Consider the following 16,527-nt stretch of genomic DNA (forward strand, 5'->3'; position numbering starts at 1 on the left):
TATTCAAGCGGTGACGCGATTTTAACGAGCTGAATGTCGAGGCGCAAATTTAGTAAAAGTTCGGCTGATCGGACTTGTTCAGCGTACAACTGTACGCTAAAGTGCGATGCGAAATCCCAAACTATATAAGTGGAAGAGGTATTGAATGAAACGTGCAGTGATTACAGGTCTGGGGATCGTATCAAGCATCGGTAATAACCAGCAGGAAGTTCTGGCGTCTTTGCGGGAAGGCCGCTCGGGTATTACTTTCTCTCAAGAGCTGAAAGATTCCGGCATGCGTAGTCACGTCTGGGGTAACGTTAAACTGGACACCACAGGCCTCATCGATCGCAAAGTTGTGCGCTTTATGAGTGATGCATCGATTTATGCCTATCTGTCTATGGAACAGGCGATTAAAGACTCCGGTCTGAGCGACGATCAGGTTTCCAACGATCGCACGGGCCTGATCGTGGGTTCCGGCGGCGGTTCTCCGCGTAATCAGGTTGCCGGCACCGACGGCATGCGGGCCAAAGGTCTGCGCGGCGTGGGGCCTTATATGGTCACTAAATCCATGGCTTCCGGCGTTTCCGCCTGTCTGGCGACGCCGTTTAAAATCCGCGGCGTTAACTACTCCATCAGTTCCGCCTGTGCGACTTCCGCACACTGTATCGGCAACGCGGTGGAAATGATCCAACTGGGCAAACAGGACGTGGTCTTCGCCGGCGGCGGTGAAGAACTGTGCTGGGAAATGGCCTGCGAGTTCGATGCCATGGGCGCGCTGTCCACCAAATATAACGACACGCCGGAAAAAGCGTCCCGTACTTATGACGCGGACCGCGACGGCTTCGTTATCGCCGGCGGCGGCGGTATCGTGGTGGTTGAAGAACTGGAACACGCGCTGGCGCGCGGCGCGCACATCTACGGTGAAATCATCGGCTACGGCGCGACGTCCGACGGCGCGGATATGGTTGCCCCGTCAGGGGAAGGCGCAATGCGCTGCATGAAGATGGCGTTGCAGGACGTGGACGCGCCGATCGATTACATCAACACGCACGGCACCTCTACGCCGGTTGGCGATGTGAAAGAACTGGGCGCCATCCGTGAAGTGTTCGGTGACAATATTCCGGCGATTTCCGCCACCAAGGCGATGACCGGTCACTCGCTGGGCGCGGCTGGCGTGCAGGAAGCGATTTATACGCTGCTGATGCTGGAACACGGCTTCATCGCGCCGAGCATCAACGTCGAAACGCTGGACGAGCACGCGGTGGGGATGAACATTATCACCGAGCCGACAGAGCGCAAACTGACGACGGTGATGTCGAACGGTTTTGGTTTCGGCGGCACCAACGCCACCCTGGTTATGCGTAAGTTCGATAAGTAATCGCGTTTGCCCGCGCCGTGCGGGCTGAAGCGACCTCACGCCCCGTGAACCTGATGTTGACGGGGCGTTTTGTTATATGAGGATCCACAAGAGAAAGATCGCGACGCAGACGCCGACAATCCCCGCAAACATCGGTTTTTGCCACAATGATGGCCAGTTGAGCGGCTGAGAGGCGATGAGCGGGTTGAGCAGCGGCTGCGGCGCCGTCCAGTCGGTTTCCTGCGCTCGTCGTATGCGCTGGCTGAACAGGAAGGTCAGTACGTCGCTGAGCTGAGCCGGCATCAGCGGGACGGCGTTAAAGCGATGCTGCATATAGTCCAGCAGCATCTGCTGTTCCTGCGCATCGATGGGATGCGGCAGAGCGCTCTGCAATAGCGAGAGATTCGACATCGCGACGTTAGCCGCCGTCGTCGCGCCGGGCGTATTGACGCTGCTCGCCGCGCTTGACGCAGGCTCTCCCGGCGCTGAACCGTTAGCGGCGGACGCTGTCTGCGCCGCCGGGTATGAAGCAGGCTGGGGCGATGGTTGCAAGGTAGCCTGCGCTTGCAGAAACTGGGTCAGCAACGGCAAATTTTTCACCGGAATGGCGGCGCCCGCGCTTAAATTCTGCATCGTCATCAGCGTAGTCCAGATTTTGGCCGCCGGTTCGCCGGTTTGCGAAGACAACCGGGCGACCAGTTGATTCAGGCTATTTTGCTCGGCGGGTAAAAGCGGGCGCTCGGCAGCGTTGGACGTCGGTGGCTGTGGCGTGACGGCGGCGTTGGCGGTCGATTGCGGGATTTGCCCGTTTTGTAATAACGCCACCACCTGCCGCAGTTGGTTGCTATTGAGCGAACCCAGAACGGTATGGCCGAATTGCTGACGGATAAAATCGCTCGCCGTCCGACGGTTATCGCCCTCCGGCAACATTGCCGTCAAACGCTGCATCAACTGCTGGCGGCTGGTATTGTCCTGAGTTTGCACTTCGCTTAATCGCGTTTGCAGCAACTGCTCCGCAGGCTGATAGTGGCGTGACGTCAGTTCGGCGCTTTCCGTCAGTCCCAGTCCCTGTTTCACCCCGTTCCAGATGTCGGCGACTTTTAACGTGCTGAGCGCCGCAATTTTAACGATCAGATTTTCAAGCGACGTGCGTTGCGCCGACGTCAAGGGCCGATCGCCGCCGTCGGCGGTTGCGGGGAGAGACGCGGTCGGCGTAGTGCCGACGGCGCGTTCGCCCGGCAGTGGGACACCTGGACCGTTTACCGGCTGCATACTGTTTTACCTCACCGCTGGCTGCTGATAACGGAATCATAGCAATCTCTATAAGCGACAGATAGCCCCGAAACAATACCGGAGGTTAACTTACGGCGACCAATAGCATTGGGCTTCCTGCCTATTCAGTGGCAAAATAAGCTCCCTATTTTGAGCTGGGCAACAGGTTAGCGGGAAAGACAATGAAAATTCTGGTTGATGAAAACATGCCGTACGCACGCGAGCTATTTAGCCGACTGGGCGATGTTCAGAGCGTGCCGGGGCGTCCGCTGCCGCGCGAGGCGCTGGATGGCGCGGCAGCGTTAATGGTGCGTTCAGTGACCAAAGTCGACGCCGAGCTGCTGACCGGAACCTCGGTCAAGTTTGTCGGCAGCGCCACGGCCGGCACCGATCATGTCGACCAGAACTGGCTCGATGCCAACGGCATCGGCTTTTCGGCGGCGCCGGGTTGTAATGCCATCGCCGTTGTAGAATATGTCTTTTCTTCCCTGTTGATGCTTGCCGAACGCGACGGTTTTCAGTTGCGTGATAAAACCGTCGGGATTGTCGGCGTCGGCAATGTGGGCGGGCGGCTGAACGCGCGTCTGCAAGCCTGGGGCGTCAAAACCCTGCTGTGCGATCCGCCGCGCGCGGAACGGGGGGACGATGAAGACTTTCGCTCGTTTGAGGAACTGGTGCGGGACGCCGATATTCTGACGCTGCATACGCCGTTGTACCTTGACGGCCCTTATAAAACGCACCACCTGGTTGATGCGTCGGTGCTGAATGATTTTGCCGCGGGCCGTATCCTGATCAACGCCTGCCGCGGGCCGGTGGTGGATAACGCCGCCCTGCTTGAGGTATTGAACCGGGGGAAAAAATTCAGCGTCATTCTTGATGTCTGGGAACCGGAGCCGGCGTTATCCACGGACCTGCTGGCGTTGGTCGATATCGGCACCTCGCATATCGCCGGCTATACGCTGGAAGGCAAAGCGCGCGGCACCACCCAGGTGTTTGAAGCCTGGAGCCGGTTTATCGGTAATCCCAAACAGGTGGCATTGTCATCCCTGTTACCCAAGCCGGAAGTGGCCGAAGTGATGCTCGCGTCGCCGCTGGACGAAGCGCTATTAAAGCGTCTGGCGCATCTGGTGTATGATGTGCGTCGGGACGATGCGCTGCTGCGTCATGCGGTACATCAGGAGGGCGGGTTTGATCGCCTGCGTAAAACTTACCAGGAACGACGCGAGTGGTCGTCACTTCATGTTGTCTGCGCCGACAGCGGCAGCGCGGACTGTCTGAATAAGCTGGGGTTCAATGCCTCCGTGGTGGTTGATCGTTAATCACATATTTTAGTGAAATCTGTTAAAGACTCTTTATTTCACGGGCGATAGGGTTATCGGCCGTGGATGTTTCATTCATAAGTTTGGGGAGAAAACCAAATGTCTGACGGCTGGAATATTGCTCTGCTGGGCGCAACGGGCGCGGTAGGCTCGGCGTTGCTGGAGTTGTTGCAGGAGCGCGAATTTCCGGTGGGTGAACTGTATCCGCTGGCCAGTGAACGTAGCATGGGTGAAATCATCCGTTTTGGCGGCAAGTCTTGCCCGGTGCAGGATGCCGCCGATTTTGACTGGTCGCAGGCGCAACTGGCGTTTTTTGTCGCCGGACAGGACGCCAGCGAGCGTTACGCCGAAGAGGCCGGGAATGCCGGCTGTCTGGTTATCGACAGCAGCGGTCTGTTTGCGCTGGAGCCGGATGTGCCGCTGGTAGTGCCGGGGGTCAACGCCCATGCGCTGGCGGATTATCGTAACCGCAATATCGTCGCGGTGGCGGATAGCCTGACCAGCCAATTGCTGAAGGCGATTAAACCCTTGACGGATGGCGCCGGTTTGTCCCGTTTGCACGTGACGAATATGCTGTCGGTATCCGCCCGCGGCAAAGCGGCGGTCGATGATTTGGCCGGACAAAGCGCGCGCCTGTTGAACGGCATTCCGCCCGAAGCGGGATTTTTCCCCAAACAGCTGGCGTTCAATCTGTTGCCGTTGTTGCCGGATAACGAAGGCAGCGTGCGGGAAGAACGCCGCCTGGTGGATCAGGTGCGAAAAGTGTTGCAGGATGAAGGCTTGCCGATTTCCGTCTCCTGCATCCAGTCGCCGGTTTTCTACGGCCATGCGCAGGTGGTCCATCTTGAATCGCTGCGCCCGATGTCGGCGGAGGAGGCGCGGGATGAACTGTTGCAGACCGACGACGTGCAGGTCAGCGACGAGCAGGATTATCCGACCCAGGTCGAGGATGCCTCCGGCAATGTGCAATTAAGCATCGGCTGTTTGCGTAATGATTACGGTATTCCCGAGTTATTGCAGTTCTGGTCCGTCGCGGACAACGTGCGTTTCGGCGGCGCGCTGATGGCTGTGGAAACGGCGGAATGTCTGGTGCGGGAGTATTTGGGGTAATGTCCGGATTGATTCAGGCGGAGCAACAGGCGCCGCTGAAAATTGCGTTGGGGATTGAGTATGACGGCAGCCGTTATTATGGTTGGCAGCGTCAGGCTGAAGTCATCAGCGTTCAGGCGTGTCTTGAACAGGCATTAAGTAAAGTCGCCAATGAGCCCATCGGCGTCTTCTGCGCCGGACGCACCGACGCCGGCGTACATGCGACCGGGCAGGTGGTGCATTTCACCACGCAGGCGGTACGCCAGGACGCCGCCTGGACGATGGGCGTTAACGCCAATTTACCGCCGGATATCGCAGTGCGCTGGGTAAAAACGGTGGACGATGATTTTCACGCCCGTTTCAGCGCCACGGCGCGCCGCTATCGCTATGTCATCTATAATCATCGCTATCGTCCCGCGGTGCTGGCCCGGGGGGTCACGCATTTTTATCATCCTCTGGATGCGGCGCGAATGGAACGCGCCGGTCAGTGCCTGCTGGGCGAGAACGATTTCACGTCGTTTCGAGCGGTTCACTGTCAGTCACGCAGTCCCTGGCGTAATGTAAATCATTTAAAGGTTACGCGTCATGGCGCCTATATCGTGGTAGATATCAAGGCCAATGCGTTTGTGCATCACATGGTTCGCAACATCGTCGGCAGTCTGATGGAAGTCGGATGCGGCAATCAGCCGGAGGCGTGGATTGCGGAGCTGCTGGCGGCAAAAGATCGCACGTTGGCGGCGGCGACCGCCAGAGCCGAAGGGCTGTATCTGGTCGCCGTGGATTATCCCGCGCGTTTTGCCTTGCCGCGGCCGCCGATGGGGCCGCTGTTTTTGCATGACTCGATGTAACCGATCGATTTTTAAATGATAGGCTTGTAAGTGACGCGTTTTTGACCAGCCGGACAGGTGGTCGGAAGCAAAAAACGGCGCCAAGAAAGAGATGTTTTAATGGAATTCATTCATTTTATTATTGATTTTATACTCCATATCGACGTTCACCTGGCCGAACTGGTCGCGCAATACGGCGTCTGGATTTATGCCATTTTATTTCTGATTTTGTTCTGCGAAACCGGGCTGGTGGTGACGCCGTTTTTACCGGGCGATTCTTTGCTGTTCGTCGCCGGCGCGCTGGCCGCATTGCCGTCGAACGATCTCGACGTTCATCTGATGGTTTTCCTGCTGACGGTGGCGGCGATCCTGGGCGATGCGGTGAATTACACCATTGGCCGGCTATTCGGCGAAAAACTGTTCAGCAATCCGCATTCGAAAATTTTCCGCCGCAGTTATCTGGATAAAACGCATCAGTTTTATGCTCGTCACGGTGGTAAAACAATAATTCTGGCACGCTTTGTCCCTATTGTGAGAACATTCGCGCCGTTTGTTGCAGGCATGGGACACATGAGTTACCGGCATTTCGCCGCTTATAACGTCGTCGGCGCGTTGCTGTGGGTGCTGCTGTTTTCCTATGCGGGCTATCTGTTTGGCGATTTGCCCATTGTGCAGCAAAATCTGAAATTACTGATTGTCGCGATTATTCTCGTCTCTATTCTGCCCGGCGTGATTGAAATCATACGTCACAGAAGAGCGGCGGCGCGGAGTAATGTAAAGTAAATGAAATAAACTTTAACATCCGGTTTTACCAGTTTTTTATCCACAGTACCGGAACGTTATGGTTTAATGGGCAGCATTTATGGTCTGTTCCTGAAACAATCCTTGGCGCCAGTGCTTGATATCGCCATCAACGCGTGTCTCAGGCATTTTCTAATGGCGGTGTTGTCAGGGAAAAGTAACGCATGAACAGTGGACTGGCGTGTGCCAGGTTCAAGCAGAAAGGTTATCAATGAGCTGGATTGAACGAATTCTTAACAAAAGCAATATCACGCCCACCCGTAAAGCGAATATTCCTGAAGGTGTCTGGACGAAATGTGATAGTTGCGGTCAGGTTCTTTATCGCGCAGAGCTGGAACGTAATCTGGAAGTTTGCCCTAAGTGCGATCACCACATGCGCCTCTCCGCGCGTGCTCGCCTGCAATCTTTCCTGGATAAGGAAGGGACGGTGGAGTTAGGCAGCGAACTGGAGCCGAAAGATATCCTGAAATTCCGGGATTCTAAAAAATATAAAGATCGTTTGGTTGCCGCGCAAAAGCAATCGAATGAAAAAGATGCGCTGGTGGTGATGAAAGGCACCTTATACGGCATGCCTATCGTCGCGGCGTCGTTTGAATTCGCCTTTATGGGCGGTTCAATGGCCTCGGTGGTCGGCGCGCGTTTCGTTCGCGCCGTCGAGCAGGCGCTGGAAGACGGCTGCCCGCTGGTCTGTTTCTCCGCCAGCGGCGGCGCCCGTATGCAGGAAGCGCTGATGTCGCTGATGCAGATGGCTAAAACCAGCGCGGCATTGGCAAAAATGCGCGACCGCGGTTTGCCTTATATTTCCGTACTGACCGATCCGACCATGGGCGGCGTTTCCGCCAGTCTGGCGATGCTGGGCGATCTGAATATCGCCGAACCCAAAGCGCTGATCGGCTTTGCCGGGCCGCGGGTGATTGAGCAGACGGTGCGTGAAAAACTGCCGCCGGGCTTCCAGCGCAGTGAATTCCTGATTGAGAAGGGCGCTATCGACATGATCGTCCGCCGTCCGGAAATGCGTTATAAACTGGCGACGATCCTCGCCAAGTTGACCAACTACCCGGAACCGAGCAACGAGGTGGTGGAACATCATCAGGATGACGCCGCCGAATCGCAGGACGAAGCGTAGTTGAACCGATGAACGGGAAGCATGGGCGCTGCGCCGAGCAGAATTTATGCTTCCCGTATAAAATGAACCGTAAGCCAGTGAACGGGACTCATGGATAATCTTCAAATACCCCAAGCCACGTCGCCTTTGGCCACGTGGCTTAATTATCTTGAGCACCTGCACGGCCAGGCCATCGATTTGGGCCTGACGCGCGTCAAGCAGGTTGCTGAGAATCTTCAATTGCTACAGCCCGCCGGGGTGGTTTTTACCGTCGCAGGAACCAATGGCAAGGGCACCACCTGCTGTACGCTGGAATCCATACTGTTGGCCGCCGGATTGCGGGTGGGCGTATACAGTTCTCCGCACCTGCTGCGTTATACCGAACGGGTGAGAGTGCAGGGGAAGGAATTGCCTGAATCGATGCACAGCCAGGCGTTCGCGGATATCGAAGCCGGAAGGGGCGATGTTTCACTGACCTACTTCGAATTCGGCACGCTGGCGGCCTTGCAGATGTTTAAACAGGCCGATTTGGACGTCGTTATTCTGGAGGTCGGTTTAGGCGGCCGTCTTGATGCGACCAATATTGTCGATGCGGATGTCGCCGTGGTGACCAGCATCGCGCTGGATCATACCGACTGGTTGGGCAGCGACAGGGACAGTATCGGCAGAGAGAAAGCCGGCGTATTCCGCCAGGGCAGACCGGCGGTCGTCGGCGAACCCGATATGCCGGGGTCGATCGCGGACGTCGCCGGTGAAAAAGGCGCCGTGTTATTACGGCGCGGCCGGGACTGGGATTTCTCCATTCAGCGCGACGGATGGAATTGGCAGAATAAACAACGCGAATTGTCCGATCTGCCGATGCCGAATGTGCCGTTAGCCAATGCGGCGACGGCATTGGCCGCATTGAACGCCTCGCCCCTGAACGTGAATGAAGGGGCGATTCGTCAGGGACTACGCCTGGCGACGCTGCCCGGCCGTTTCCAGATCGTCGGCGAGGATCCGCGGCTGATTCTGGACGTCGCCCATAATCCTCATGCCGCCGCTTATCTGGCTAGCCGGCTGGCCATGCTGCCGAAAAGCGGGAAAGTGCGCGCGGTGGTGGGAATGCTGGCGGATAAAGATATCGGCGGTACGTTGAGCCAGTTAAAACCACTGGTCGACGAATGGTACTGCGCGCCGCTGGAAGGCCCGCGCGGGGCGACGGCGCGGCAACTGGCCGAACATCTGGACGCGTGTCGGCAATATTCCGATGTGGCGAGTGCCTGGCGACAGGCAATGGCGGAGTCGGCGACACAGGATACCGTCATTGTCTGCGGATCTTTTCATACGGTAGCGCATGTTATGGAAGCGCTGGATGAGGGGAGTGCGTATGGCGAGTAAATTTCAGAATCGGCTGGTGGGTACCATCATTCTGGTCGCGCTGGGCGTTATCGTGTTGCCCGGCCTGTTGGATGGTAAGAAAAAACACTACGAAGATGAGTTCGCGGCGATCCCGCTGGTGCCGTCATCGGAGGAAAACAATGAAATGGATTCATTGCCCGCGCTGACTCAATCTTTGCCCAGTCAGCCGCCGGAGGGCGCCGAGGCGGCGATGAACGGTAACGCGGATGAAAGCGGGCCGGGAAATAACGGCGCAGAGGTTAAACCGGAAAGTCCGCCGCCCGCAACCCATGCCCCCGCAACGGTGACGGCGCCGCCCGCCGTGGTTGAACGTCCGGCGCAAAAACCGGCTGAAGTCAAACCGCAGACGAAACCGGAAGCCAAGCCCAAACCGGAACCCAAACCGGAGCCGAAACCGGAGCCGAAACCGGAAGTGAAGCCCGAGACGAAACCTGACAGCAAACCGACGGAACAGGCGCCGGTCGGACAGGCTTATGTCGTACAGCTTGGCGCGCTGAAAAATGCGGACAAGGTTAATGAGATCGTCGCAAAACTGCGGCTTTCCGGCTATCGGGCATATACCCTGCCGGCGACCCCGGTTCAGGGGCAGATTACCCGAATTTATGTCGGTCCGGATGCGTCAAGGCAGAAATTGCAGTCTTCGCTGGCGGAACTTCATCAGATTAGCGGTCTGAACGGTCAGGTAAAATCGTATAGCGTGCGCTAAGGGATTGACGCGCCGGTTGGCGTTTTTTGTTTGATTTCCGATTAATCAAATCGGCGGAAATACGCTACGCAAACGTTTTCTTTTTCTGTTAGAATGCGCCGCGAACAGGATGACGCGGCGACCTGACGGTCAGCATCGTTCATTATTAGGATAACTGATGATTTGGGTTGATTACGTCATTATTGGCATCATCGGATTTTCGGCGTTGGTTAGCCTTATCCGGGGGTTTATACGCGAAGCGTTATCGCTGGTAACCTGGGGATGCGCGTTTTTTATCGCCAGTCACTACTATGTTTACCTCGCCGGGTATTTCACCCGTTTTGACGACGAACTGGTACGTAATGGGATTGCCATCGCCATTCTGTTTATTGCGACATTGATTGTGGGAGCTATCGTCAACTATGTGATTGGTTCACTGGTTGAACGTACCGGACTCTCGGGCACCGACCGCGTATTGGGCATTTGTTTCGGTGCGCTGCGCGGTGTGCTGATTGTTTCTGCGCTGCTATTCTTTCTGGATACCTTCACCGGTTTTTCACAGAGTGCTGACTGGAAGCAGTCCCAGTTGATACCGCAGTTCAGTTACATTATCAGGTGGTTTTTTGACTACCTGCAAAGCACGTCAAGTTTCTTGCCGCAGCATATCTCGTTGCGGTAGCGCTGATGAGGAAAAGACACCATGTGCGGTATTGTCGGTATCGCCGGTTTTACACCGGTCAACCAGTCGATTTATGACGCGTTAACGGTGTTGCAGCACCGTGGGCAGGATGCCGCAGGCATCGTCACCATTGATGCCTTGAACTGTTTTCGCCTGCGCAAGGCCAACGGCCTGGTGAAGGATGTGTTTGAAGCACGGCACATGCAACGTTTACAAGGCAACATGGGCATCGGGCATGTGCGTTATCCTACCGCGGGCAGTTCCAGCGCTTCGGAAGCGCAGCCCTTCTACGTTAACTCGCCGTTCGGCATTACGCTGGCGCATAACGGTAACCTGACTAACGCTCACGAACTGCGCAAAAAGCTGTTTGAGCAGGAGCGTCGTCATGTGAATACCACGTCGGACTCTGAAATTCTGCTGAATATCTTTGCCAGAGAGTTGGATCGTTTTCAGCACTACCCGCTGGAAGCGGATAACATCTTTGCGGCAGTCGCCGCGACGCACCAGCAAATCCGCGGCGCTTATGCGTGCGTGAGCATGATTATCGGTCATGGCATGGTGGCTTTTCGCGATCCCAACGGTATTCGTCCTCTGGTTATCGGTAAACGCGATCTGGAAGACGGCCGCTGCGAATATATGGTGGCGTCGGAAAGCGTGGCGCTGGATACGCTGGGCTTTGAATTTCTGCGTGACGTGGCGCCGGGAGAGGCGATTTACATCACGGAGAAAGGGCAGTTATTTACCCGCCAGTGCGCCGAAAACCCGAAGAGCAACCCCTGCCTGTTCGAATACGTTTACTTCGCGCGCCCCGACTCGTTTATCGATAAAATTTCCGTGTACAGCGCGCGCGTGCGCATGGGCCAGAAATTAGGCGAGAAGATAGCCCGTCAATGGGAAGATCTGGATATCGACGTGGTGATCCCCATCCCCGAGACGTCTTGCGATATCGCCCTGGAAATCGCGCGTATCATTAACAAGCCGTATCGGCAGGGTTTTGTGAAAAACCGCTACGTAGGCCGTACTTTCATCATGCCGGGACAGCAGGCGCGCCGTAAATCAGTACGCCGCAAGCTGAACGCCAACCGCGCCGAGTTTCGTGATAAAAACGTTCTGCTGGTGGATGACTCCATCGTGCGCGGCACGACGTCCGAGCAGATTGTCGAAATGGCGCGTGAAGCGGGAGCTAAACGCGTTTATCTGGCCTCGGCGGCGCCGGAAATCCGCTTCCCTAACGTTTATGGCATCGATATGCCGAGCGTGAATGAGCTGATCGCCCACGGTCGCGAAGTGGATGAAATCTGTCAACTGATTGGCGCGGACGCGCTGATCTTCCAGGATCTGGACGATCTGATCGCCGCCGCGCGCGAAGATAACCCGGATATCACCCAGTTTGAATGTTCGGTATTCAACGGCGTCTATGTGACCAAGGACGTCGATCAGGGTTATCTGGATTATCTGGAAGTGTTGCGTAATGACGATGCGAAAGCGTTGCGCAGCCAGAACGAAGTGGAAGATCTGGAGTTGCATAACGAAGGTTAAGCGCTGAATTTTCAGCCGGCGGCCGTTATGCCGCGCTGGGCGATGATGAAAGTAAAAGGGAGAACGGTCATACGTTCTCCCTTTTCTTATTCTTGCTTATCGGTAATCAATGCGGCAAAGTCAGCGCAAATAGATTATCCGTGTAAATTATGAATCCGCGTTAACCATCTGGCGCGATCGGTCAGAGGCACTATTGATGAAGCAACTTATTGTAGGTATTTCCGGCGCCAGCGGGGTGGTTTATGGCGTTCGCCTGTTACAGGTTTTGCAGGCGATTGAGGATGTGGAAACGCACTTGATTATCAGTCAGGCGGCACGGCAGACGCTGTCTCTGGAAACGGATTTCAGTCTGCGCGACGTTCAGGCGCTGGCGGATGTGGTGTACGACATGCGGGATATTGCCGCCAGTATTTCTTCCGGTTCATTTAAAACCGACGGGATGGTGATTTTACCCTGCTCGATAAAAACCCTGTCGGGAATTGCCCACAGCTACAGCGATAACCTGCTGACGCGCGCGGCCGATGTGGTGTTGAAAGAGCGCCAGCCGCTGGTACTCTGCGTGCGTGAAACGCCGCTGCATCTGGGACATTTGCGCATCATGACCGCGGCGGTGGAATTAGGCGCGGTTATTATGCCGCCGGTGCCGGCTTTTTATCATCGTCCGCAAAGCGTGCAGGATATTATCGATCAAACGGTGAACCGGGTGCTCGATCAGTTTGATATCCGTCTGCCCGCAGATCTGTTTACACGCTGGCAAGGCGCTTAAGCGCTGCATACTTTTTGCGCATTCGGGTAAATCACGCGCCGTATATAGCCCGTGTTTTGCTTCATTTTGGGGCGTTTTTACATCAATGCATCATTATATTGCATTGCTGCACTCTGATGGTGCTGGTGATCCGCCATGCTGGCGTCTCTGCCGCCGACGATCTTTCCTTCTTACCGGCGGTGAATTTAAAAATATTTATTTATCAAATAATTAGTCTGCTTTGGGGCATCGAAGGCATTATGCCGTTTTATTTATACGAATTTCTTATTATGGCATGAAAACTGCAAGGAATTCGGAACGAAAAAGCGTAGTCGTTACTGACGTTAGCTGTTTTTTAAAGCCATTGATCGTCCCGATGTCGACAACTGATTTTTGACCTTCAATCACTCATTGGTAAAGGTAGCAATATGAAAAAACTGATAAAAGTTTTGCCGCTGGCATTAATTCTGGCCGCAGGAAGCGCGATGGCCGATATTCCCAAGAATATTAAATTGGGTACCGATCCCACCTATGCGCCGTTTGAATCCAAAAATGCCAAGGGGGAGCTGGTCGGGTTTGATATCGATCTGGCGAAAGAGTTGTGCAAACGTATCGAAGCCAACTGTACTTTTGTCGAAAGTGACTTTGATGCGCTGATCCCGTCGCTGAAAGCGAAAAAAATCGACGCTATCATCTCTTCACTTTCCATCACCGAAAAACGCCAGCAGGAAATCGCCTTTACGGAAAAACTGTATGCCGCCAATAGTCGTCTGATTGCCAAGAAAGGCTCGGGCATCGAACCTACGCTGGCATCGTTGGGCGGCAAACGCGTCGGCGTCTTGCAGGGAACGACGCAGGAAACCTACGCCAATGCCCTATGGCAGCCAAAAGGCGTTGACGTCGTCGCCTACCAGAATCAGGAACTGGTTTACGACGACCTGAGGGCGGGGCGAATTGACGCCGCATTCCAGGATGAAGTCGCGGCTAGCGAAGGTTTTCTGAAACAGAGCGTGGGCAAAGACTATGAATTTGCCGGGGCGGCGGTGAAAGACGACAAATATTTCGGCGTGGGTACCGGCATAGGGCTGCGTAAAACGGATACCGAATTGAAAGCCGCATTGGATAAAGCGTTTGCGGAAATACGCGCAGACGGAACCTACGATACTTTTGCGAAAAAATACTTCGATTTCGATGTCTACGGCGGCTAAGTTCTCATTATTGACTTAGGTAGACAACGGGTGACATGACTACCGATATCTTTGTGCAAACCGCATTCATCCGTGGCGCTTTCAGGTCTCTCTTTGCGAGCAGAGACCTGTTTTATCCGTTGATTCGGCGGCGTTGCCCGCCTTATTTACGCCAGCGCCTGATGAATGCCGGTATGACAAGTTCGGTAAGACGAGATGTCGAAATATTCTTGTTCGTTATCAACCTCTGTTTCACCTTAAGCGGAAGTAAGCAATGTTCTACGGCTATTCCCAATTAATTCTGGATGGGGCGGCGATGACGCTGGAACTGGCGGTGAGCTCGCTGGTTCTGGCGCTGGTTATCGGCCTGATCGGCGCTGGCGCGAAGTTGTCCGCCAATCGACTACTGTCCGGCGGTTTTTCCTGCTATACCACGCTTATACGCGGCGTACCTGATTTGGTGCTGATGCTGCTGATTTTTTATGGTCTGCAAATCACGCTCAATAGCGTCACGGAACTGCTGGGCTTCAGACAAATCGATATCGATCCTCTCACTGCGGGCATTATTACGCTGGGTTTTATCTACGGCGCTTATTTTACCGAAACATTTCGCGGGGCCTATCTGGCGGTATCACGCGGCCAGATTGAAGCCGCCGTGGCTTTTGGTTTTACGCCGATGAAAGTCTTTCGTCGGATTATGTTTCCCTCGATGATGCGCTTCGCCTTACCGGGCATTGGCAATAACTGGCAGGTGATCTTAAAGGCGACGGCCCTGGTTTCGTTACTTGGCCTGAATGATGTGATTAAGGCCACGCAACTGGCGGGCAAAGGGGCGCATGAGCCGTTTTATTTCGCGCTGGTCGCCGGGGCGATGTATTTGATCTTTACCACGATCTCCAATGGGGTGCTGTGGTGGCTGGAAAAACGCTATTCGCAGGGAGTAAGAAAAATAAGTTATGAGTGAGATCCTGCAACAATATTGGCAGCCTCTGCTGTGGAGCGATGGCTACCGTTTGACCGGCCTGGCGATGACGTTATGGCTGCTGATTTCCTCGGTAACGATCGGCGGCGCGCTGGCGTTGCCGCTGGCGGTGGCCCGCGTTTCGCCGCGACGTTGGTTCAGCCTGCCGGTTTGGGCATTTACCTACGTGTTTCGCGGTACCCCGCTTTATGTGCAGCTATTGGTCTTTTATTCCGGGGTTTACAGTCTGGAGATTGTGCGCGGAACCGATCTGTTGAATGCGTTTTTCCGCAGCGGTTTGAATTGCGCCGTTTTGGCGCTGGCGCTGAATACCTGTGCGTATACCACGGAAATTTTCGCCGGCGCCATTCGTTCGGTTCCTTACGGTGAAATTGAAGCCGCCCGGGCTTACGGTTTCTCGCGCTTTAAGCAGTATCGCTGCATTATTCTGCCGGGCGCGCTGCGTATTGCGCTGCCGGCTTACAGTAATGAAGTGATCCTGATGCTGCATTCGACCGCGCTGGCGTTTACCGTCACCGTACCGGATATTTTGAAAATCGCCCGCGATATCAACGCGGCGACCTATCAGCCGTTTTATGCCTTTGGTATTGCCGCGGCGATCTATCTGGTTGTTTCTTTCGCGCTAATCGGTCTGTTCAAAAAAGCGGAACAGCGCTGGCTACGCCATCTTTCTCCCCGTTCATCCAACTAAACGCAGGAATAATCTATGTCGAATAATAAGCTGATGGTGACAGAACTGCGTAAACGTTATGGTCAGCATGAAGTATTGAAAGGTATTTCGTTGCAGGCGAAAGCCGGTGACGTCATTTCGATTATCGGTTCGTCCGGTTCAGGCAAGAGTACGTTGCTGCGTTGTATCAATTTTCTGGAAAAACCCTGTGAAGGGGCGATTTATGTCAACGATCAGGAAATTCGCATGGTGCGCGATAGCGATGATCAGTTGAAGGTTTTTGATAAAAAGCAGCTTCGACTGTTGCGTACCCGGCTGACGATGGTCTTTCAGCATTTCAATCTATGGAGCTTCATGACGGCGCGGGAAAACGTCATGGAAGCGCCGGTTCAGGTGCTGGGACTGAGTAAGGCGGAAGCGCGCGATCGTGCGGTTTTTTATCTGAATAAAGTGGGCATTACGGGCGATGCGCAGGATAAATATCCGGCCAACCTTTCCGGCGGTCAGCAGCAGCGCGTTTCCATTGCGCGCGCCCTGGCGATGGAGCCGGAGGTGCTGCTGTTTGACGAACCGACGTCCGCGCTGGATCCTGAACTGGTGGGCGAGGTGTTGCGCATCATGCAGCAACTGGCGGAAGAGGGAAAAACGATGGTGGTGGTGACGCATGAAATGGAATTCGCTCGTCATGTTTCCAGCCATGTGATTTTTCTTCATCAGGGGGTCATTGAAGAGGAAGGGCCGCCGGGCGAGCTATTCGGCAGCCCGAAGAGCCCGCGCTTGCAGCAGTTCCTCTCCGGCTCGCTGAAGTAAACACCGCTGGCTGACATTGATGTCAGCCAGACTTTTTCAGATCATTGATCAACCGGCCCATTTTCACCGCTTGAGAC

General features: G+C 55.0%; 17 protein-coding genes. 16 read left to right on the forward strand and 1 reads right to left on the reverse strand.

The window, feature by feature from the left end; all coding sequences use genetic code 11:
• Positions 1–145: 145 nt before the first annotated feature.
• Entirely contained in the window at positions 146–1,360 is a 1,215-nt protein-coding gene (gene fabB / locus ABRZ28_RS12520) for a beta-ketoacyl-ACP synthase I (protein WP_319604937.1), read from the forward strand.
• A gap of 72 nt (positions 1,361–1,432) precedes the next feature.
• Here the strand turns inward: fabB and flk are convergent, their stop codons facing one another.
• The gene (gene flk / locus ABRZ28_RS12525; protein WP_330520407.1) at positions 1,433–2,611 is read right to left on the reverse strand and encodes a flagella biosynthesis regulator Flk; all 1,179 of its coding nucleotides are present in this window, start codon (positions 2,609–2,611) and stop codon (positions 1,433–1,435) included.
• Between the two features lie 182 nt (positions 2,612–2,793).
• Between flk and pdxB the strand changes: the two genes are divergently transcribed.
• The 15 genes from pdxB (at position 2,794) to hisP (ending at position 16,450) form a co-directional block, all read left to right on the forward strand.
• Entirely contained in the window at positions 2,794–3,930 is a 1,137-nt protein-coding gene (pdxB, locus tag ABRZ28_RS12530; protein WP_330520408.1) for a 4-phosphoerythronate dehydrogenase PdxB, read from the forward strand.
• A 99-nt stretch (positions 3,931–4,029) separates the two neighbouring features.
• Positions 4,030–5,040: an aspartate-semialdehyde dehydrogenase gene (locus tag ABRZ28_RS12535; protein ID WP_330520409.1), complete on the forward strand. Its 1,011-nt coding sequence runs from the start codon at positions 4,030–4,032 to the stop codon at positions 5,038–5,040.
• Entirely contained in the window at positions 5,040–5,867 is an 828-nt protein-coding gene (gene truA / locus ABRZ28_RS12540) for a tRNA pseudouridine(38-40) synthase TruA (protein ID WP_319604933.1), read from the forward strand. Before ABRZ28_RS12535 ends, truA begins: the two co-directional genes overlap by 1 nt.
• A 99-nt stretch (positions 5,868–5,966) precedes the next feature.
• Positions 5,967–6,629 (forward strand): DedA family protein, encoded by a 663-nt coding sequence (locus ABRZ28_RS12545; protein ID WP_319604932.1) that lies wholly within the window; start codon positions 5,967–5,969, stop codon positions 6,627–6,629.
• 229 nt (positions 6,630–6,858) lie between these two features.
• On the forward strand, positions 6,859–7,773 hold the full coding sequence (accD, locus tag ABRZ28_RS12550) for an acetyl-CoA carboxylase, carboxyltransferase subunit beta (protein ID WP_319604931.1): 915 nt from the start codon (positions 6,859–6,861) through the stop codon (positions 7,771–7,773).
• 90 nt (positions 7,774–7,863) lie between these two features.
• Positions 7,864–9,132, forward strand: a complete 1,269-nt coding sequence (gene folC, locus ABRZ28_RS12555; protein WP_330520410.1) for a bifunctional tetrahydrofolate synthase/dihydrofolate synthase — start codon at positions 7,864–7,866, stop codon at positions 9,130–9,132.
• The gene (gene dedD / locus ABRZ28_RS12560; protein ID WP_330520411.1) at positions 9,122–9,859 is read left to right on the forward strand and encodes a cell division protein DedD; all 738 of its coding nucleotides are present in this window, start codon (positions 9,122–9,124) and stop codon (positions 9,857–9,859) included. The genes folC and dedD overlap by 11 nt, the downstream gene beginning before the upstream one ends.
• Before the next feature lie 157 nt (positions 9,860–10,016).
• Complete coding sequence (gene cvpA / locus ABRZ28_RS12565) at positions 10,017–10,517, forward strand: colicin V production protein (RefSeq protein ID WP_319604928.1); 501 nt, start codon at positions 10,017–10,019, stop codon at positions 10,515–10,517.
• Between the two features lie 21 nt (positions 10,518–10,538).
• Entirely contained in the window at positions 10,539–12,056 is a 1,518-nt protein-coding gene (gene purF / locus ABRZ28_RS12570) for an amidophosphoribosyltransferase (RefSeq protein WP_319604927.1), read from the forward strand.
• Between the two features lie 196 nt (positions 12,057–12,252).
• Positions 12,253–12,822, forward strand: a complete 570-nt coding sequence (locus tag ABRZ28_RS12575) for a UbiX family flavin prenyltransferase (protein WP_330520412.1) — start codon at positions 12,253–12,255, stop codon at positions 12,820–12,822.
• A gap of 116 nt (positions 12,823–12,938) precedes the next feature.
• Positions 12,939–13,100: a hypothetical protein gene (locus ABRZ28_RS12580; RefSeq protein WP_319604925.1), complete on the forward strand. Its 162-nt coding sequence runs from the start codon at positions 12,939–12,941 to the stop codon at positions 13,098–13,100.
• Positions 13,101–13,229: 129 nt separating this feature from the next.
• A complete protein-coding gene (locus ABRZ28_RS12585) occupies positions 13,230–14,009 on the forward strand; it encodes a lysine/arginine/ornithine ABC transporter substrate-binding protein (RefSeq protein ID WP_319604924.1) in 780 nt (259 codons plus the stop codon).
• Between the two features lie 253 nt (positions 14,010–14,262).
• Positions 14,263–14,952, forward strand: coding sequence for a histidine ABC transporter permease HisQ (locus ABRZ28_RS12590; protein ID WP_319604923.1), 690 nt, complete (start codon positions 14,263–14,265; stop codon positions 14,950–14,952).
• Entirely contained in the window at positions 14,945–15,661 is a 717-nt protein-coding gene (locus ABRZ28_RS12595; protein WP_319604922.1) for an ABC transporter permease, read from the forward strand. The genes ABRZ28_RS12590 and ABRZ28_RS12595 overlap by 8 nt, the downstream gene beginning before the upstream one ends.
• A gap of 15 nt (positions 15,662–15,676) precedes the next feature.
• Entirely contained in the window at positions 15,677–16,450 is a 774-nt protein-coding gene (hisP, locus tag ABRZ28_RS12600; protein WP_319604921.1) for a histidine ABC transporter ATP-binding protein HisP, read from the forward strand.
• Positions 16,451–16,527: the final 77 nt, after the last annotated feature.

It is taken from the genome of Brenneria sp. g21c3, from assembly GCF_040240345.1.
Classification (GTDB): Bacteria; Pseudomonadota; Gammaproteobacteria; order Enterobacterales; family Enterobacteriaceae; genus Brenneria.